A 19,594-nucleotide genomic window follows, 5' to 3' on the forward strand; every position below is an offset into this window, starting at 1 on the left:
TCCACCGCCCACCCGTCCCCGGAGCAATCCCCTTGTAAGCGGTAACCTTTTTGTATTTTCAACTAGCACACGTACCATAGTGTCTGTACGGCCTCATTAACCGATGCCAGCGATCGAAATCGTTCCAGTGCCGACCGATCCGCCGCTATGCATGGCCGGGGTCAAGGCGCTGTGGCGACAACACAGTCGATTCTTGGGATTCTTTCCCGATGGGGCGTTCACTGACTATGCGCGGCGTGGCCAGATTCTCGCCGCGATGGCGCCCGACGGTCTTCTTGCGTACCTAATCTATCGCATTTCCGATGACCGTGCTGTCATTGTTCATCTTTGTACAGCGGAACGTGCGCGCGGCGCCGGCGTTGCGCGTTCGCTCGTCAACGAGCTAAAGAAGATCACCCAGGCAAAGAACCTACGAGGGATTGGGCTGAGTTGCCGCGTCGATTTTCCAGCAAACACCCTTTGGCCAAGATTAGGCTTTTACGCCGTCCATGAGCGAGCGGGCCGCAGTAAAGATGGGAGGATGCTAACATACTGGTGGCTCGATCACGGGCTGCCGGATCTGTTTTCGTTCGCCGCAACTGTCACAGAAGCCTCACGAATCGTGGCTGCCATCGACGCAAATATCTTCTTCGATCTAATTTCTGAACGCGACCAAGGGGACGAATCGCGAGCTCTCGTGGCTGATTGGCTGCAATCGGAAATTGATCTCTGCATAGCGGACGAAATCTACCATGAGATCCAACGCCACGACGACGACCACGAGCGCACCCGCTGCCGCCAGCGATGCTCTCAATTTCGCATCCTGAGCTCATCCGACGAGAAGCGGACTGTAACGCAGCGCGAAATCGCTGCGATCATGGGACTGGGAAATTCAGAGCGGGAGAAATCCGACCGGTCCCACCTAATCAAAGCGGCTGCCGCCGGAGCGGATGTTTTCCTCACGCGAGATGACGAACTGCTTCGATACGCTGACGAGGTTCACCAGCGGCTTGGACTGGAGATACTATTGCCCGCGGAACTAGTAGGTCGGATTGACGAAATCCGGCGCATCGCCGCATATCAGCCGGCAAAACTGGCTGGCTCGCGGATTGATTGCCGGCGTTGCAAGGCCGAAGAAATCGATCGGTTACCTGAACGCCTCTGCGCTACTCATCGCGGAGAAACCCCGGGCGATTTTCGAAGGAAGCTGCGCTCGCTCATCGCATACCCTGACCGGGCTGATGTTTTTGTGATTACAGACGCTGGTGAAGTTCTCGCTCTGCTTGCATTCTCACGAACTGAACCCGGTGTCTTGGAGGTTCCGGTTATTCGGGTTCTTCCGGGAGGTTTGTCTCGAACGCTAGATCGGCACTTAGTGTTACGCTCTGTCCAGGTCGCAGTCGAAGCGACTCTAGGCTGGGTTCGGGTCACCGACTCTTTTGTGACACCAGAAATTGAGTCCGCGCTTACCGAGCTTTGCTTCATCCGCATCCGCGGGCACCACGCGCGTTGCACGCTTCGTGCTCATGGCACGCTTGATGAAGTCTTGCCAAGAATCTCTCGGCTGGACGGAGCCAACGCCGCGGAAGCAGCAGTCTTCAAAACGGAAATCGACCGCCTACGTGGTGAACCGACGAAGCTCGGATCCGAGTTGGAGCGGATATTCTGGCCCGTGAAGATATTTGAATCCGGCATTCCCACATTCGGCGTGGCGATTCACCCTAAATGGGCACAACACTTCTTCGACGAGGCGATGGCTCGACAGGAGTTGTTTGGAGCCGAGCCGTTCCTGGCCCTTAATCGCGAACACATTTACTACCGCTCTGCCAACCGCTGTGGATTACGGGCTCCAGCACGGTTGCTTTGGTATGTGACCAAAGACGGCGATTTTGAAGGCACTATGGCGATTCGCGCATGTTCTCGCCTAGTCGAGATCGACATCGGGCGGCCGAAGGAGCTATACCGACGCTATCAGCGGCTCGGCGTGTATCGTTGGGAAAACGTTTACGAAACGGCCGACCGATCGCTAGACACCGAGATTATGGCGCTGCGCTTCATGGACACTGAGGTGTTCAATAGGCCTGTGACACTTGCCGAAGCTAAGCAGCTGGGTGTTCGTGCGAATTTCGAATCGCCAGTGCGGATTGACGAAGGCATTTTCCGGCAGATCTACCTTCTTGGCCTCGGTCAAGCAGTGATCGCCTCATGAACAAAGTTTTGTTGCTTTCCATCCGACCGGAATTTTCCGAAAAGATTTTTTCCGGCAAAAAACGCGTGGAACTCCGGCGGTTGCGGCCGTCCGTAGAGGCTGGTGACCTTGTGCTCGTGTATACCTCGTCCCCGCAATGCGAATTGACAGGTGCATTCGTCGTGACCGAGGTCCAATCGGCGACGCCTGATGAACTTTGGGACAAAGTGCGTCGCGCTTGCGCGCTCAGTCGCCGGCAGTTTGATGACTACTATCGAGGATCAAAGCGCGCATACGGAATCAGAATTGGGCGCGCATGGCGGCTTGATAGGCCGCTTAAACTTGCGTGCATGCGCAAACGATCAGAACGCTTTCATCCTCCGCAAAGTTACCGTTACCTAGCCCCAAACGAGCTAGGAACTCTGATGCCGACACTCACCGCGAGGGGTCTTCTGTTGGCGCAAAAGCGGGAGCACTCGGCAGCCCGTAGACAAAGCGTCATATCCTAATCACCGAAGGAAAGCAGGAACCGGGTCACGTCTTGATTGTTGACAAGCCGCTGCGCGCCGCGGTCCGCCCGCATCCCTTCACCAGCAGCTCGGAGAATCCCACTTCAGCACGCTGTAGATCTTGTGGATCGCGAAGAGCGAGACGTGCCCATCAGGTATGGGCAGGAAAGCTCACCGGAGATTCGGCTTGAGATTCGCCCAATCGACTCGCGTAGGAAAAAGATCGCCCGGCGGGATCTGCAGCACCTGCGCGAGGAGCACGAGCTCGAAGTCACCGACCCAGCGGACGCGGCCTTCGATCGCGGCAACAATACTGCGCGAGATGTCCCAGCCGGCGACTTGACACTTCGCCGCCAGCTTCTGTTGCGACCAGCCAAGCCGGTTCCGCGCTTCGCGCACTCTCGGACCCACGATGTTTTTCGCCGCAGCCATTGTCTGAAATTCCAGACTTGACCCTAGCAGCTTTGCCGGGCCTTAGTGTCTGGATTTCCAGACAACCTGCTCGGCGGAGGCTAAATCCTAGCCGCCTCCCGGTTTTTCCGTTTCACGGTCTCACCGCCGATCCTCCACTCGTCACCGCCCGCTCTTTCATCATGTCCGACGCCCACCCGATCCGCTCAACTCACCGCGCCGGACGCTACATCTTCGTCTGGGATCAGGGCGTCGTGTTCAGCACGGACGAGGTGCCGACGCAGCGCGATCTCGCCTACGCCAAGGTCGGAATGCTCACCATCGTGAACGTCGACGCTGGTCGCTACTACAGCCATCAGCCAGATCACCGACCTGGCTTACAAGAGAAACGTCGCTGGCGGCGGATGCCACACGCCGTGTTGCGCAACGGCGAACACGTCTTGGCTGACGAGTGACCGAGCAAAGGGCGCAGCGGGTCTGCGCCCCTACGGATTCCCTCGGCGAGGCGGACGAGCAGCCAGGTCATCGACCTGGCCTACCGGGAGAACGCCGCTGGCAACAGCGGCAGTCGGACCGCAGCCATTTGCCTGGAGAGGATCAACAAACCGCGGCCCCAGCCGCTTCCAAACGCCCACGATCGAATCGAGCCGGTCCGGTCCGGAAACCGTCCGCTCGTTCGTTGAGGCATTGAATCCCCATCCAACATGCTCTCCGTGGCTCTTATTCTCATTCTGCTTGTCGTTCTCGTGGCCACTGACGCCGCGCCGTCACGTGGCGAGCCCAACGACCGCGCGCGCTGAACCAAACCGCCCATTCCGCCCCAGGAGTAAAACCATGTCCAACCTGCGCGTGCATTGCTTCGGCCTCTCCATCGACGGGTTCGGCGCCGGGCCGAATCAGACTCGCGAAGCCCCGCTCGGGGTCGGCGGCGAGGACCTCCACCAGTGGTTTTTCCCCACCCGGGTTTTCCAAAAAATGATCGGCAAAGCCGACGGCACGACGGGCGTGGACAACGATTTCGCCGAACGTGGATTCGCCGGGATCGGCGCGTGGATCATGGGGCGCAACATGTTTGGGCCGATTCGCGGCGACTGGCCGGATGATCATTGGAAAGGCTGGTGGGGTGACACTCCGCCGTATCACACGCCGGTGTTCGTCCTTACTCATCACCCGCGCGCATCGCTGCAGATGGAGGGAGGCACGACCTTTCATTTTGTGACCGATGGCATTCATGCCGCGTTGCAGCGCGCGACAGAGGCGGCGGGTGGACAGGATGTGCGCGTGGGCGGTGGGGCAGCGACGATCCGGCAATACCTGCAGGCCGGATTGGTCGACCAGCTCCATTTGGCAATTGCCCCGATCATCCTCGGAAGCGGTGAAAGTCTTTTGTCCGGCATCGATCTCCGAAAACTCGGCTACACCTGTGTCGAGCAGGTGACGACTCCCGGCGCCTTGCACGTCGTGCTCGCGAAGTCCCGGTAAGCCTAGCGCGACGCTCGCCATTGGCAGGCCGCATTCGGCTGCGACTTCCCGACACGTCCCCGTACCGCGGCGATGATCGATCGACCGCCGACAGTCGCAAGCGCATGATCCCCGTTGCCCAGAACCTGGGCAAATGACGCCGATTGTGCCTCCAAGCTTTCTCGTGCGGCTCACCTCGGAGTCACGGCCTACCGCGCGCCGTGAACCAGGTTGCGAGTGTATCGCTAATGTCGGCGCGATGGCTGAACATCGCAAAATGATCCGCGCCCTCGATTACCCGCAGGTCCGCGCGGAGATTCCGGCTGCTGAGCCGTTTCACCGACTCAGCAACATACGTCAGGGGTACACGATCATCGAGGGTTCCGGTCAGGATCAAGACGTCTGGTCGGTAATCCGCGGATGTGAATGCAAGCCGACCCAACGCTTGTTCGTCGAAAACGGGCGAGATAAAAACGAACGAGCGGAACCGTTGTGGCGCCGCTTGCAGGAGTTGAGTTACGCCGCGGCCGCCGTTCGACAGCCCTACGACGTGGATGCGGACTGGATCAATCCGTAGTCCAGCCGGCAGCGCGGCGAGCGCCTGGTCGATCGCCGCCGCAGCTTCGCCATTGCTCCAGCTGCCCATGCCCCCGCTCGGGGCCACGATGAGTGCTCCAAGCTGGTCGGCGACTCGCGAAAGAACCCAAACGTAGCCTTTCAGATTTCCTCCGCTGCCGTGCAGGAAGACGATAACCGGGAGCGGCTTGGTGCGGTCAGCATTCGGCGAAACGTAGAGAAAGGATTCTGGGACTAGCGGACGATGGCCAAATATCCGCAGGTACGCATCGGGCATCAACGAACCCGCTGCGCTAAAGTCGGCGTCCGCTCCCAGCTCACGGTAGATTTCTTTTGTCAGTCGCTTCAACTCGGCGCACTGCGTGCGGGTGAACAGCGGGTCGAACACCGCGGCGACCGTGAAGCCGAGCATCAGCTGATCAACCTCGGGCAAAAAACGTCCGAGCCCAAACCGCTCCGAAAAGCCAGTCGCGTGCGTGGAGATTCGCTGAAGCTTGGCAGGGCTGCTCACCGGTCCCGGCGGAGCATGCACCACCACGGTCAAGCTGAGTAGCGTGGCCGCAATCAGCGCAGCACGCGCGACCTTCCTTCGCCCCGAAATCGCCCGTGGTCTGCCCCAAGACGCCAACAGCGGAAGCGCGGCCCACAAAACGGCGGCCAAACCGAACAATCGGCCGTCCCAAGTGGCAGCCGTAACGGTCAACAACAACGCCGGCGGCCCAAGGAGTGCGGCCCAACCCGCACTGAGCAGCTGAATCCAAGCGCTCACGGCGATAGTGCAGCCGAGCTCACGCTACTTTATCTGGTCCCGGCGGCTGCTAGCGCTCGGTGATCACGGTGCTCCCGCGGATGGGGAACACTTCATAGGCGAACGGCAGGTACAGCTCGACTTCGGAAACACTCGAGCGCTCCCATTTCAACCGAGCATCGAGTCCCTTCACTACAATTTCGAAGCCTTCACCAAACATCTCGCGGAGCCGCTTTACGTCCGCCGCAATGGCTTGGATCACGTCATAGCGATACCGCTCCGGGTTCCGAATGCTGAGTCCGAGATCGCCAGTGAACACCTCGGTTCGACCGTCACCACGAATCGAACGAACAAACGATCGCAAGGCTTCGGCCAGTGCGCCCACGTCGTCCGATTCGCTCAGCGGAATTTTCGCATAAAGGGTAACGCGGCTCGTGTCTCGTTTTTCCGATACATCGTTGAGCGGGATCTGGTAGTGCCCCGGATTCAGCGTGAACTCCTCCGTAAACAATTCGATTTTCGAACCGCGCGGAACGCCGGTGACCATGCCGCTCAACGTCGCGTACACCTCATCCCGCCGTCGTTCCGGTTCGCGAGTGTCGTTGACCAGCGAGATCTGCAGCAGCAGGTAATCAGCCCGCTTCTTTACCACGATCGGAGGTTTCTCTGTAGCGCGCGCCGACGAGATTTCGAACGGCGACAAGACGATCACTTCGTCTTGGGCGCGAGCGGTGAGAGCGAGGCAGAGCAGGATGGCGACAAGAGCGATCTTCATGGGTGGAGCACTGGATTTCTTCACAGCTGTGGGGACTCATCGAAACCGAGCAAGGCAGCCGTCGATATTTCTTTACCCGTTAACGCGGCACAGCAACGCCAACTTGCCGAGGAAGTAGCCAATCAGCCAGGTCGCTGACCTGGCCTACAGCGGCGCCAGGTCTTGGCCACTATGGGTCGATGTCCCTGCGCCTTCTGTGCCTTTTTGCGGCCAGAGTCCCAGGTCTTCCGTGTGCTCCATGGGCGGCTCGCCCTGCTCCACCGAGCTCGATCATTGCGGGCAAGATGCCCGCGCTCCCATTTTTGGCTCGTTCTAGATTCGCTCGATTCGCGTGATTCGCGGGCCACCGCAGCCAGCTCTTGTGCCTTCTGCACCTTTTTGCGGCCAGAGTTCCGTGTCGTCCGTGTGATCCGTGGGCAACCGGTTCGGCCAATGGTTGGGGGCGAGACGCCCGCGCTCCCAGCGGCCCGCTTCAAATTCACCCGATTCGCGTGATTCGCGGGGCGACCTCAGCCAACTCTTGCGCCTTCTGCGCTTTTTCGCGGCCAGCGTTCCGGGTCTTCCGTGTGCTTCGTGGGCGGTTCGCTGCTCCACCGAGATCGATCATTGCGCTCAAGGCCGCCCCGCCCAAGCCCGCCCCGTCATCAGCGACCGACGGCAGGTCGATCGCGCGGCAGCGATAGTAGATCCAGACCGCGGCCCGCAGCCGCCGGTTAGGTGGCCCGATCCGCTCAGGCATCGGGGCGCGAGATGGCTGCGGGGCCGCGCGGGAATTCACGATGGGCATCGTGCCGGCCAAATTGAAACAAGGCAGGGACGCTGCGGCCACCGTGAACAGGGCGGACGCACACAGCAGTGCGGCGAGCAGACGTGAACCAACGGGAAGGTTCATGGGTGGAGTGAGTCGGCTGGGGGCGGACCAGCGGCGCCGCAACAACGCGGCGCCGCACGATCGACAGCGACGGCGCGACCAGCTCAGCTCGCGCGCAGCGGCACGAGCGAGTCGCCGGACTGGCGCACGCGACGGAGCGGCAGCGACGGCGCGGCGATCGCGGGCGGCACCAGCGGGGGCGGCGTGAACACGACGGGACGAGCCGGCTTGGCGACGCGCGCGGGCGCCGGTTGCGGCTGGTCCGCTTGGGCGAGCCGAGGCAGCCGCGACCCGCGGGGGGACTTGCGATAATCCCAGATCAGTCCGGCGGGCAGGACGGCGGCGCAAAGGAGTCCGATCACGGAGCCGAGATCGAGCGAGTGACCGGTGGCAATGACAGCGGCGAGGAGCAACGCGGCGCAGAAGACAGTGGCGAAAACGTATTTCATGGCGGGCGGAATCGAGGGTGGTGTGGAGGGAGTGTCGCAGGCTCCTGGCGGCGGACACTGCTCGGAGCATCACGACGCCCTTCCAAACGCGCGCCTCCGCGGTTTTCTTTCACGGCCGCGTGTCTTTTGAAAATTTCTCAGCCGGCGTGACGCGCGCCGTGACTGCCTGCGCCCGCGGTACGAGCACCCCCCGGGGCTGCAGGGCGCCCGGCGGGAGAGCATCCCGCCGATGCGCGCCGCCCGTGGGAATTTTCCCGATGCCGCGCGCCGCGCTCGTGACATAACGCCGCGACGCGGCTTGCGGCCCGTGGTCGCGAGCGCACGTTGAGCGGCCGCCGATGAACGAGGAATCCGAGCGCAGCAGCGATTCCCTGCCGACTCGTTTGAGCCTGCTCGGCCGACTGGCGGACCTTTCGGACAACCGGAGCTGGCGCGAGTTTTACCTCACCTACGAAGCGCACATTCGCGGCCTGGCGCGGCGTCGCGGACTACCGGAACAGGATGCGGAGGAGGTCGCGCACGACGTGCTGCGACGCGTGGCCGAGACGATCCGCAACTATCAGCCTTCGGATCGCCGCGGGGCGTTTCGCCGCTGGCTCTTCCAACTCACCCGCTGGCGCGCGTCGGACCGGCTGCGGCAGCGCCGACGCGATGAACCGCCGGTTCGGATTTCCCTCGACCCACCGGCCGACGAGCCGGGCGGCGGGGAACGCGCGCCGTTCTTCGTGCCAGCCGCTCCGCCGCAATTGGACCAGCAGTTCGAGACGGAGGCGCAGCGCTACGCGCTCGCCACCCTGCTGAGCCGGCTCGAGCGCACCGTATCGAAAAAACACCTGCAGATATTTCAGATGGTGATGCTCGACGACGTGCCGGTGCCGCGCGTCGCCGAGTTGTTCCGCACCCAGCCCGCCGCCGTCTACGTGATCAAGCACCGCGTACTGGAAAAATTGCGCGCCGAGGTCGCGGAACTCGGTCCCGTCCTGGAGCTGTCATGACGCCTCGCTCCGCCACACCCGCGGCGACTTCGCCGCGGAGGCCCCGGTCCAGCCCGGACGTCTCCGCGCGGTGGATCCGGGCGCGAGCCCGGCGCGCCGGTCCGCGTCGCGCGCCGGCTCGGTGAGGCCGCACCGTGCCGGCCACGCTGTCCATTCCTGATTTCACGCTGCTGCGCCGTATCGGTGGCGGTGCCTACGGCGAAGTGTGGCTCGGCCGCAGCGTCACCGGCGTGCTGCGGGCGATCAAGGTCATCGATCGCGCGCGGTTCGAGGATGATCGGCCGTTCTTTCGCGAGCTCGACGGCATCACGCGCTTCCAGCAGGCGGTCGGCGACCAGCCGCGGCAGCTCGCCCTGCTGCACGTCGGCCGCGACGAGCGCGCCGGAGTTTTCTACTACGTGATGGAACTGGCCGATGACGCGGCCGGCGCCGCCACGGTCGACCCGGAGGCTTACGTACCGCTCACGCTCAAGGAACTGCAGCGGCGCCGCGGGGTGCTGCCGGCCGAGGATTGCGTGCGGATCGGCACGGAACTCGCGCTGGCGCTGGGCGAGCTGCACCAGGCCGGGCTGCTGCACCGCGACGTGAAACCTTCGAACGTGATCTTCGTCGATGGCCGCGCCAAGCTCGCCGACATCGGGCTGATCACCGCGTCGGACTACACCGTGTCGTCGATCGGCACGCCGGAGTACGCGGCCCCGGAGGGCACGGGTTCGGTGCGTGCCGATCTCTATAGCCTGGGCAAAATCCTCTACGAGCTCGCGACCGGGCTGCAGCCGGACGAGTTTCCGCGGCTGCCCGCGGACTTGCCGGCACGCCCCGATGCCGTCGCACTGGTGGAGTTGAACGAGATCGTGCTGCGGGCCTGTCATTCCGATCCCGCGCAGCGCTATGCCAGCGCGGAAGCGCTGCTCTCCGACCTGCGGCTGCTGCAGGCGGGCCGCTCGGTGCAGGAGCTCAATCGCACGCGGCGGCAGTTGCGCACGTTGTCGTGGTATGGCGCGATCGCGGGGGCGACGGCGCTGCTGGTCATCGGCGTGCTCGGCGTCCGCAACTATTTCGCCCTGCGGGCACTGGCGGCGCAGGAGATCGAGTTTCGGCAGGCAGCCGAGGCGAGCGAGCAGCTGGCACGTTATACGTCCGATCTCCATTTCGCGCAGCTCGCGCTCTCCGATCAGAACATCGGTGGCGCGCGCACCGCACTCCGGCGACAGATGCCAACGGCAGGACAGCCCGACCTGCGCGGGCTCGAATGGCATGCGCTGTGGAACGAGAGCAAAGGCGACGCCACGCAGGTGCTCGGCGCGGTCGGCGGCCCGCCGATCTCGGCGCTCGCGGTGGCTCGCGATGGCCGCTCCGTCGTCGTGATCGAGCGCGCGACGCCGAATCGTGCCGTGCGGCTCGATCTCGCCACCGGCGCGCGCTCCGTGCTCGGCGAAGATTGCTACGGGCTCGCCGCGTTCGATGCCGAGAACGGCCGGCTGATCGTCACCCGAGGCGACCTGTCGGTCGACGTACTCGATCTGGTCCACGGCACGCGGCAGCGCCAGAACGCCCGCGGCATCCTGCTCGCGCGCGCGACGGATCAGCGCACGCTGCTGCTCGCGCCGCCGGACCCGGACAACGCCACGCTGATGGCGTGGGACGTCGAGACGCAGGCGCCCGCGTTCCGCTGGACGGCGCAAGCCCTCGGCCCGAACGCGATCCTGTCCCGGGCGTGTCTCAATCGCGACGGATCCCGGCTGGCGGCGAGCCTCTACCGGCGCGACTCGCCGGCGGCCGGTTACGAACTCGTGGTGTGGGACACGCGCACGGGCACCGCGCTCGCGCGCGTGCCCGGTTTGCCGTGGATCGGGCACGTGCGCTGGTCGGCGGACGGCCGCTGGCTGGCCCTGGCGACCGCCAGCGATGTCAGGTACGGCGCGGCGGATAATATCACCGGCCTGCGGACGCTCAACGCCGGCGATGGCATCAACGCGCTCGAGTTCTCTCCCGACGGCACGCGTCTCGCCGTCGGCCGTGAGGACGGCCTGCTCACGATCTGGTCCGTGGCCGACGCGGCGAAGCGGACGGTGCACACGGGCCACGAGGCGGCGATCCTCACGCTGCAATGGCTCGACGACGGCCGGCGCGTGGTGACGGGCGGGATGGATGGCACCTGCCGGTTGTGGGAAACGGAGTCGGCACGCGCGCAAAGCTCCACGGCCGGACTGTGGTCGGGTCAGCTCGGCTCGGCGGCGCTGAGCTCCGATGGCGCGCTGCTCGCCGCGACCGGGGCAGACGGCGAGGTAGTCGTGATGGAGACGGCCGGCCTCCGCCCCCTGCGGCATCTGCCTTCGTTGTTTCTGCCTTTTGCGTTCAGCGCCAACGGACGCTGGTTATGGTCGCTCACGCCCGGGCACACGCTGGTGCGCGCGGTGCTGCGCGCATCGGACGACGCCGCAATCACCGTCGCACCCGTCGAAGACCCTTTGCTCACGGCGGTTGGCGTTTCCACCAACAAAGGGTTTGCCGTCGTGGGCACCGAGTCCGGCCGGGTGCAGGCGTGGGATCTCACCACCGGCGCGGCAGTGCCGACGGCGGCGCGATTGCATCTCGGCAGCGCCGTCCAAGCCGCCGCCGTTTCGAGCGACGGCCGTCTCGTGGCGGCGAGCACCTGGGACGCGCGGCTCCAGCTGGCCTCGCCGGACGGCGTGGTCGACCTGCCGACGCACGCCTTCCGGGTGACGAGCCTGTGCTTCCTGCGCTCGGCACGGCTGCTGGTGGGCGGCACCGAACGCGGACGGATGATCGTATGGGATGTGGCGAGCCGCCGCCGGATCGCGGAGTTTCAGGCCCACAGTGCGGATATCGCGACGCTCGTCGCGTCGCCCGATCAAACGCGGGTGTTCTCCGGTGGCGCCGATGGATTGGTGATCGTCTGGATGACCGCGTCCTGGCGCTGGCTCGCGGCGTGGTCGGTGGAGTTGCGCGGCGCGGACAAGCGCCACCCGGTCTACCGACTCGACATGGATCCCACCGGATCATGGCTGGTGGCCATGACCGACGACGGAGGACTCCAGCGGTGGGATTGCCGACCGGAGCCCGGCGCGAACACCGCCGCTATGCAGCCTGTCGCTCAGCGATGACGAACGCGCACCGCCGCAGCGGCGCCCGCTCGCCGCGGCGCGGAGGTGGCGGCGGGCGGGGCTTGGTGCGCCCCATCGACCAACCCAATCCGTCGCGCAGGTGATGGCTGCTCGACGAATCCATTGTCTCCCGTTTGAGCCGCCGCTTCATCGTCGGCGTGCCCGCGTTCTCAGTCTTGGCACTCGCATGCATGGTATCGGATTTTTTTGAGCCTCTGGGTGGATGAAGCCGGCGAAGCCAATCAACGCGCAGACAGCGCCGAACCTTTCGCCCGCGCGAGCCTTTTGCGCGCGTCGCGTCATAATTCGACGCACGACAGCCGGCGAGACGCTCCGCAATCCACGACGCGTTCGTGCGCTTTTCGGGCGGTCGAGGTTTCGGGTTGTTCGCAGGCGGAGGGCCCACTTTCCTCGGCCCTACCCCTCCGATCCATCATGCGACCGCACGTTCTCCTTCGGTCGGCTCTGTTGAGCCTGACGATCGTGTCTTCTTTCAGTTCGCCGAGCTCCGCGGCAGACGCCGCGCCGGCCCAGCCCGCGCGCTGGTGCAATCCCCTGCCGCTACCCAACTACCCGGTCAGCCGGATGGCCCGCGACGTGGTGGCCGGCGAGCCCGCCGAGTTCGGCGGGCTGTGGCTGAGCGAGCACAAGCAGCAGTATCGCGAACTTGCGGATCCGACCGCGCTTTGGTTCGAGGGGAAATGGTATCTTTATCCCTCGTGCGACATGGCCTGGGTCAGCGCGGATGAGGGTCGTACGTGGCAGCACTCGCCCCTCAACATCCGCGACGTCGGCTACGCGCCCACCGTCGTGCATCACGCGGGCCGCTTTCTGCTGCTGGCCTCCGGCTCCGAACTCTACGCCGCGCCGACGCCGCTCGGTCCGTTCGCGAGCCTCGGCGCGCTGCAGATGCCGGACATCGCCGGCATGCCGAACCAAACCGACCCCATGTTGTTTTCCGACGACGATGGCCGGTTGTATTACTACTGGGGCTGCACGCCGAACTCCGGCATCTGGGGCGTCGAGCTCGACGCGGCGCAGCCGACGCGCGTGATCGGCGAACCGCGCGAGCTGATTCCTTTTCAGCCCGACACGTTCCCGTGGCAACGCCTCGGCAATCACAACCAGAACCCGCAGCTGGGCTGGATGGAGGGCGGCTGGATGCTCAAGCGCAACGGCCGCTACTATCTCACCTACTCGGCGGGCGGCACGCAGTATCACACCTACGCGATGGGCTGCGCGGTGAGCGAGACGCCGCTCGGCAAATTCGTGCCGCAGCGCCGCAACCCGATCTTCCGCACGCCCGAGGGGCTCGTCACCGGCACCGCGCACGGCTGCATCGTCGCCGGACCGCGCGACCAACTCTGGGTTTTCTACACCGTGTTCGCCGGCGTGGTCCACGGATTCGAACGTCGGCTCGGGATGGATCTCGCCGCCATCGATGAACACGGCGAACTTTTCGTGCCAGCCGCGACGTCGATCCCGCAGCCGTTGCCCGGCGCGACGCCGTCCTCAGCCTGGCTGCCGCTCAACGACGGCGAGCCCACCTTTGGCAGCTCGAGCGCGCCCAACCTGCCCGGCCGGTTTGCCGCGGACCACAACCTGCTCACGTGGTGGCAGCCAGCCGCTGACGACGCGCACCCGAGCCTCATGACGCAGTTCTCCGCTCCCGCGATGATCCGCGCGACTCGGATCGCCTGGCGCGATGTCGGGCTCGACACGGTTCGCGGCGTGAAGCCCGGACCCGTTCGCTACCGCGTGGAAGCCGAGACCGCGCCCGGCCAATGGACGTCGATCATCGATCGCAGCGAGAGCGAAGAGGACCTGCTGATCGACTATCGCGAATGCACGCCGGTGCTGGCGCGCCGCGCCCGGCTGGTCATTCTTGGGCAACCCGCGGGCATCTCGCCCGCCGTCGCCGACTTCACCCTGTTCGGCACCGCCGCGGCAGACTGACGAGCGGGGACGAACGCGCGTTCCGCGGTCCTAGCGGTGGCCCGCCCGGTGGAGCGGCCCGGCTTGATTCATACGCCGGTGTTGCCGTCGTCGGTCAGCCGTGCGAAAACGCATAGCTGGCCGCGTTGGCGGTGCCGGCAGTTCGACTTCTTGGTCACCATATCCATGCTAGATAGCAGAGCCACACGACCACGAGCACTGGATAAGAAACGAAATGTGCCCTCCAACTGAAACGAGCAATAACCTCGGGAGGTAGATCTTTCCACGCGTGGCGAAGGACCCAGCGTTCCGCAAACACTGAGACCAAGAAGGCCGGTATAAGCATAGCCAGCCCTGCTTGAATGATCTTCATGCCGCTTGCGTCAGGGCCAAGCCAGATCGCGCCCGCGCCAACCTCAAACACTCTTTGGATGCTGGGTGCCACTACATCAATGTGCGGTCCTCCAACTATGAGGGCCGAAACACCGACACCCCAGAAGAGCGGGAATCCCAGTAGCGCCGAAAAGCAATTCGCAGCAACGACCCCCTTCCACGCTTTCTTTGCTGGGATGTGAAACAGTCGGCGAGCACACAACCCTTCGGCAGCGATGACTGGAACCAACGCCAGCACCATTGCCGGCAGGTGGAAGTAGAGCATCGGTATTCCTGCGTTTGCGAGAACGAGCATTTTTTCGCTGGGACGATTCAGATCAACCACGCGGGCCGAGCGAGGACGGAGTTACGGGTACTGATGAATCGTCAACAGGCGGACGGCTGCCCGCGTTGTCCCCGACTCGACACGCGTGGCAAAACTCAAAAGAGATAGGGCGATCATCGTGCCTTCAGTTTCTTGATGAGGTCGATCACAAGCCAGATTCCGATGGCGAATAGCAACGCTCCGCCGATTTGATATGGAGCCCTTCAGAAAAGCCCGAGCGATCGTGCCTCGATCAGGGACAACAAGACCGGCACCCGTATCAGAGTCGAGTTGATAGAGGCCGGCCGCTGGAGTGCCCCCGTATCGGCTCCGGCAAATGGACACGCGCGTGCCGCGTTTCTTGCGGCCGGACTTCCGTGTCGTCCGCGTGATCCGTGGGCAACCGGTTCGGCCAATCATTGCGGGCGAGACGCCCGCGCTCCCAGCGGGCCCGGTTCAAATTCGCTCGATTCGCGTGATTCGCGGGCGACCTCAGCCAACCGCTTGGGCCTTCTGCGCCTTTTGTGGCCCTCCACCATGACATGATCGATCCTCCGCGACGAGGGCGTCGCGGCCCCATCCGCGACGGATCAGATCCGCGGCTATTCGCGTGATCCGCGGGAGGAATGTTTTCCGGGGGATGCGTGTATTCCGTGGGCGGCTCACTTGGCTCGCGGTTTGGACTTTCCAGTTCGGAGTTCTGAATTTTGCGCCTTCTGCGTCTCTTTGCGGCCATCCACCATTACATGATCGATCCTCCGCGACGAGGGCGTCGCGGCCCCATCCGCGACGGATCAGATCCGCGGCTATTCGCGTGATCCGCGGGAGGAATGTTTTCCGGGGGATGCGTGTATTCCGTGGGCGGCTCGCCAAGCCCTTCGGCGTTCTGAGTCTTGCGCCTTCTGCGCCTCTTCGCGGCCAGACTTCCCTGTCGTCCGCGTGATCCGTGGTCAACCGATTCAGCCAATCATTGCGGGCGAGACGCCCGCGCTCCCAGCGCGCTGCGTCAGATCCCTGGATCCAGCGACGTCGGACTGCGCGCACCGCGATCGCCGAACGCGTCGAGCCGGTCGGCCAGCTCGCGCTCATCGATCTCGTCGGCCGCGACTTTCGTCCGCCGGGCCGAACGCGGCAGCGGCGGCGGCGGGCTCGCCGGGATCGCTCCGCTCGCCACCAGGTCGCGTTCGGCTTGGAGCCAGATCTCCACGTCTTCGCCGCTCGGCTCGCCGCGCGCGCGCCAAATTTCTCTCGCGCGCGCGGAAATCGCGTCGTGATAACTCCGGGCAGATTGGGAAACGTCAGTCGTCGTCTTCATGGATGAATGGGATGCATCCGGCGACCATGTCCCCTCGCGCAGGTTCACTCCGAAAACAACCTAGCCGCCCATCGGCGGCGCGCCCGACGCTCACCGAACGAGCGCGCCAGCAATGCGGAGCTCAACGCACTTTCCGGCTCACCTGCACGCCGTTGATGTAGCTCAGCTCGATCCCGAATTTCACGCCGGCCTTGATCTTGCCGCTGGCATCGCGCTTCAGCGACACGTTGAAAAACCGGAGGAAATCGTCGTCGGACCCCGTGTAGTTCACCGTGACGGATGCGGTGTTGGTCGCGCTGTAGCTCACGTCGAACACCAGTTTGCCGCCGCGCACGGTGAGTTCGCCGCCGAGCTGGAGATCGTAGCTCAGCTTCGAGCCCGCCCAGTTCGCAACCGCCTTGAACACCAGCTTGCCGCCGGCGAACTCGTATTCCGCATCGATCGCGAGCTCCAGCGTGCCCGCCGCTCCGCCGTCGCCTTGATAGCTCAGGCTGCCTTCGATCGTGAGCAGGTTGCCGGCCTTCGAGGTGTGCATGATCTTGCCCTTCGCCGACGCCTTGATCCGCTGCGCCGGCTCCGCGAGCTGGTTGTAGCCCACCGCGATCGACCACGTGGCCGAGCCCGCGTCGTAGGTGTGCTTGCCCTCCACCACGAGCAGCGCCTGCGCATCACCGTCTTTCAGCCGGAACTCCAGCCCCGCGGCGACCGCCTTGCAGCGTCCTTTCAAGCTGAGCATCAGATCGGGATTCTTCAGGTCGCCCTCGGCGGAACACTCGAACCGCAGGCCCTCGGGCCAGAGTTTCCACTGGCCGGCGAACTTGATCTCGGCCGGCCGATGCGCGGTCACTTCGCCAAACGTGTTCGTGGTCGACGCGTGAAACACCAGCAGGTCGCGGCCCGCGAGCGCCACGTCGGTGTTCTGCTCGGCGGCCAGCGGTACGCTCGCATCGCTCGTGATCGACGTCTGGTCGCCGCCCGTCATGTCCACGACGAGCTGCTTCGGCCCGTCGAACCGCAGGTCGCCATACACGACGATCACCTGGCCGGTGTCGGAGTTCGGCCCGTCGGCGAGCGAGTAGATCACGTCGTGCTCGTCATCGATCGCGATCCAGCCGTTGAACGTCGCCTCCGATTTTTCCGTGACCACGCCGTCGGCCGGCAGCAGCGAAACCGTGAGCTGGTTGCGATCATTGAATCCGTAGTGCACGCGGATCACCTGCCGCGCGCCGGCGTCGTCGAAGAACACGAGCGAGTTGTGTTCCGGCTCGTTGGAGGACTCGGCACTCCAGCGGCCGACGCTCTGGTTCGTGGCGGGGTCGAGCACGTCGCCGGTAGCGGTGAAATCGAGGCGACGGTTGGGCAGGAAGACGGGGAGCGCGATCATGACAGCGATGGGTTGGGTGGTGGGTTACTGAACAAACGGAAGCTCGAAGCGCACGAACACGGCGCCGTGCGGCTCTTGCGCGGAGTCGGGCGAATACGCGTAGCCGAGCGTGAGCGCGCCTTTCTGCGGGCCAAGCGGCAGGTCGGCCAGATGCGCCGCCACGCCCATGCCTTGGGCCGAGCGCCAGCCGCGCGTCGCGTCCTCGACCTCGCCAACATCATAGAACGCCAGCAGAAAAATGGCTCGGCGATCACCCCCCGTATCCTCGTCGCGGCCGAGCAGCGCGGCGATGTCGGGTCCCGCCGCGAACGACTGCGCCCAGTAGCTGCGACCCGCCAGTTCGCCCTCCTGCAGTCCGCGAATCCAGCCCTCGTCGCCGCCCGCGCGAAACAGCTGACCCAGCGGCGCGTCGCCGCGGAGCCGACCGACGCGCGTCGTGCTCATCAGCTTCCAGCGCGGGCCGGCAGCGCGCGCCGTCACCAGCGAGGCGTTCACGGCGACATCGCCCAACCCGTAATCGTAGTTTCCCGCCAAGGCTTCGCTCGCCTGCGCCAGCCGCAGCTGCGTGCTCATTTCCAGGCGATGCCCACTCGCGCGCAGCAACGTCGCGGCGCGCCACTCCGCTTTGAGCTCCACTCGCGAGTCCGGTTGCGCCACGCCGGCCGGAACCGCCGCCGCGACCGCGAACGCGTCATCGGCATGAACGAGGTGGATTCCCGCCGATGCCGCGCTCGTCCAGCGACCCGGCTCCGGCTCCGCCACGCGCTGCCGCGCCGTGAAGCCCACGTCTGCCACCCAGCGACGCCAGTCCACCGGCCGCGTCGTCGTCGCCGTGCCGAACAGTGCTGCGCGATCGCGGCGAGCCGACGCACTGCCCGCGACGTTGAGTTCCCAGTCACCGACAGGCTGGCGCGGCCGCCACGCGAAACGCGCGGCTTGTGCGTCCGCCTCGTCGCCGTAGCTCGCCTCCACGCCGGCTTCGAGGTGGGTGCGATGCTCGTGCACCACCTCGACTTGGCCGGTGCCTTGCAGTCCTTCCGTCGCGCCGTACGTCACGCCGATTTCCGCGATGATGCGCTGCGTTGAATAGGCATCGATCGCGCCGAGCACGAGTGTCTCGTCCTCATACCGGGTGGCACTCACCTCAAACTCGCGGCCCACCGGCGTCGCGCGCCAGCTCTCGACCATCGCCGGCGTCACGAGCCCGTAGGCCGCGGGCAGGTGTGGCGCCAGACGCGTGCGGATGGCAGCCTCGCGCGCCGTGCGCTTGCGCGCGAGCTGCGCGGCGATCGCCGGCGGCTCGCCGGCCTCCAACGCGCGCCAGTGGGTAAGCTCGACACGGATTTCTCGCGGCACGAACACCGGTTGCACCCGCAGCCCCAGCGCGCGGCCGGATTTTTCCTGCGCGCTGTAAACTTCTTCGCCGGGGTTCGGCACGCCCAGGAGGAACGCGTCCTGCAGCTGCGCGCTGATCGCGACCTTGTCGCCAGGCGGGCCGTCGGGCAGGTATCCATTGGCGCGCGCGATCTGCCACGCCTGCGCCGCCGCCGTCAGCACGCCGGGCGCGAGCAGCGCCACCGGCGAATCCGGTGTGCCGCGATAGCTCACGAGCACACCCGGGTTGTCGGGCAGGGCGCGCGTGACTGGCGGCGCGTCCGGCTGCTCGCCGCGGACATGCAGCTCGATCGTGAACGGCTGCGCGCGGGCGCGGTAAAGCAGGCACACCCGGGGGAAGCGCGGACTTGGCCGCAGCATGAGCCAGCCCAGCCATTCGCGTGCGGAGTCCTGCTCCTGAATCACGTGCGCGAGACCGTCGAGCGACGTGCCCGGCGGCACCTGCACCCGCGTCAATGTTTCCTTCGCGGCCTTGAGCGCAGGCAGCGTTTCGAAACGGACGTCGTCCCGCGCGACGACGCTGGTCTGCGGATCAAGCCGCAGCACGCCCGCCGCGCCCGGCTCTCCGCCGGCGCCGGGGTCCAGCGTCACATCCACGATCACACCGAACGGTGTCTCCGCTGCCGTGCCCGTCGCGACCCACGCCAGCAGGAGCGCCAGGGTCCACGCTTGCTGCCGGCGGCTGGCGCGCGCCGCGCCGCTCATGAACCTCTGCCGAAGCCAAGCGTGGAGCGACCTGCTCATCGCGAGTGCCGGTGATAGGCCGCCCGCTGGCGGC

The 19,594-nt window shown here is 65.1% G+C and carries 15 protein-coding genes; 7 read left to right on the forward strand and 8 right to left on the reverse strand.

Translation table 11 applies throughout. The features are described from left to right. The first annotated feature begins 103 nt into the window (after positions 1-103). Complete coding sequence (locus OTER_RS01760) at positions 104-2,188, forward strand: GNAT family N-acetyltransferase (RefSeq protein ID WP_012373176.1); 2,085 nt, start codon at positions 104-106, stop codon at positions 2,186-2,188. Further along, a complete protein-coding gene (locus OTER_RS26990) occupies positions 2,185-2,676 on the forward strand; it encodes an ASCH domain-containing protein (RefSeq protein ID WP_012373177.1) in 492 nt (163 codons plus the stop codon). Before OTER_RS01760 ends, OTER_RS26990 begins: the two co-directional genes overlap by 4 nt. Positions 2,677-2,847: 171 nt before the next feature. Here the strand turns inward: OTER_RS26990 and OTER_RS01765 are convergent, their stop codons facing one another. Next, positions 2,848-3,108 (reverse strand): helix-turn-helix domain-containing protein, encoded by a 261-nt coding sequence (locus OTER_RS01765; RefSeq protein WP_012373178.1) that lies wholly within the window; start codon positions 3,106-3,108, stop codon positions 2,848-2,850. Positions 3,109-3,269: 161 nt separating this feature from the next. Here OTER_RS01765 and OTER_RS01770 point away from each other — a divergent pair, with 161 nt between their 5' ends. Further along, positions 3,270-3,542 carry a hypothetical protein gene (locus tag OTER_RS01770; RefSeq protein WP_012373179.1) on the forward strand — a complete coding sequence of 91 codons (273 nt, stop codon included), beginning with the start codon at positions 3,270-3,272 and terminating at the stop codon, positions 3,540-3,542. Between the two features lie 379 nt (positions 3,543-3,921). Then, positions 3,922-4,569, forward strand: coding sequence for a dihydrofolate reductase family protein (locus tag OTER_RS01775; RefSeq protein ID WP_012373180.1), 648 nt, complete (start codon positions 3,922-3,924; stop codon positions 4,567-4,569). Between the two features lie 181 nt (positions 4,570-4,750). Here the strand turns inward: OTER_RS01775 and OTER_RS01780 are convergent, their stop codons facing one another. From OTER_RS01780 to OTER_RS01795, 3 genes are all read right to left on the reverse strand, one after another. After that, positions 4,751-5,536 (reverse strand): prolyl oligopeptidase family serine peptidase, encoded by a 786-nt coding sequence (locus tag OTER_RS01780; RefSeq protein ID WP_012373181.1) that lies wholly within the window; start codon positions 5,534-5,536, stop codon positions 4,751-4,753. Positions 5,537-5,942: 406 nt separating this feature from the next. Further along, positions 5,943-6,647 (reverse strand): hypothetical protein, encoded by a 705-nt coding sequence (locus OTER_RS01785; RefSeq protein ID WP_012373182.1) that lies wholly within the window; start codon positions 6,645-6,647, stop codon positions 5,943-5,945. A gap of 975 nt (positions 6,648-7,622) precedes the next feature. Next, positions 7,623-7,967 carry a hypothetical protein gene (locus tag OTER_RS01795; RefSeq protein ID WP_012373184.1) on the reverse strand — a complete coding sequence of 115 codons (345 nt, stop codon included), beginning with the start codon at positions 7,965-7,967 and terminating at the stop codon, positions 7,623-7,625. A gap of 338 nt (positions 7,968-8,305) precedes the next feature. Here OTER_RS01795 and OTER_RS01800 point away from each other — a divergent pair, with 338 nt between their 5' ends. The 3 genes from OTER_RS01800 (at position 8,306) to OTER_RS23505 (ending at position 14,046) form a co-directional block, all read left to right on the forward strand. Beyond that, a complete protein-coding gene (locus tag OTER_RS01800; protein ID WP_012373185.1) occupies positions 8,306-8,962 on the forward strand; it encodes an RNA polymerase sigma factor in 657 nt (218 codons plus the stop codon). 134 nt (positions 8,963-9,096) lie between these two features. After that, on the forward strand, positions 9,097-12,090 hold the full coding sequence (locus OTER_RS01805) for a WD40 repeat domain-containing serine/threonine protein kinase (RefSeq protein ID WP_012373186.1): 2,994 nt from the start codon (positions 9,097-9,099) through the stop codon (positions 12,088-12,090). A 435-nt stretch (positions 12,091-12,525) separates the two neighbouring features. Beyond that, a complete protein-coding gene (locus tag OTER_RS23505; RefSeq protein WP_012373187.1) occupies positions 12,526-14,046 on the forward strand; it encodes a family 43 glycosylhydrolase in 1,521 nt (506 codons plus the stop codon). A 154-nt stretch (positions 14,047-14,200) separates the two neighbouring features. Here OTER_RS23505 and OTER_RS01815 read toward each other — a convergent pair whose 3' ends face one another. From OTER_RS01815 to OTER_RS01830, 4 genes are all read right to left on the reverse strand, one after another. Then, complete coding sequence (locus tag OTER_RS01815) at positions 14,201-14,743, reverse strand: hypothetical protein (RefSeq protein ID WP_148217970.1); 543 nt, start codon at positions 14,741-14,743, stop codon at positions 14,201-14,203. 985 nt (positions 14,744-15,728) lie between these two features. After that, positions 15,729-16,037 carry a DUF2934 domain-containing protein gene (locus OTER_RS01820; RefSeq protein WP_012373189.1) on the reverse strand — a complete coding sequence of 103 codons (309 nt, stop codon included), beginning with the start codon at positions 16,035-16,037 and terminating at the stop codon, positions 15,729-15,731. Between the two features lie 121 nt (positions 16,038-16,158). Continuing rightward, on the reverse strand, positions 16,159-17,421 hold the full coding sequence (locus tag OTER_RS01825; RefSeq protein ID WP_012373190.1) for a hypothetical protein: 1,263 nt from the start codon (positions 17,419-17,421) through the stop codon (positions 16,159-16,161). A 24-nt stretch (positions 17,422-17,445) separates the two neighbouring features. After that, positions 17,446-19,560, reverse strand: a complete 2,115-nt coding sequence (locus OTER_RS01830) for a hypothetical protein (protein WP_148217971.1) — start codon at positions 19,558-19,560, stop codon at positions 17,446-17,448. Between the last annotated feature and the right edge of the window lie 34 nt (positions 19,561-19,594).

It is taken from the genome of Opitutus terrae PB90-1 (genome assembly GCF_000019965.1).
Classification (GTDB): domain Bacteria; phylum Verrucomicrobiota; class Verrucomicrobiia; order Opitutales; family Opitutaceae; genus Opitutus; species Opitutus terrae.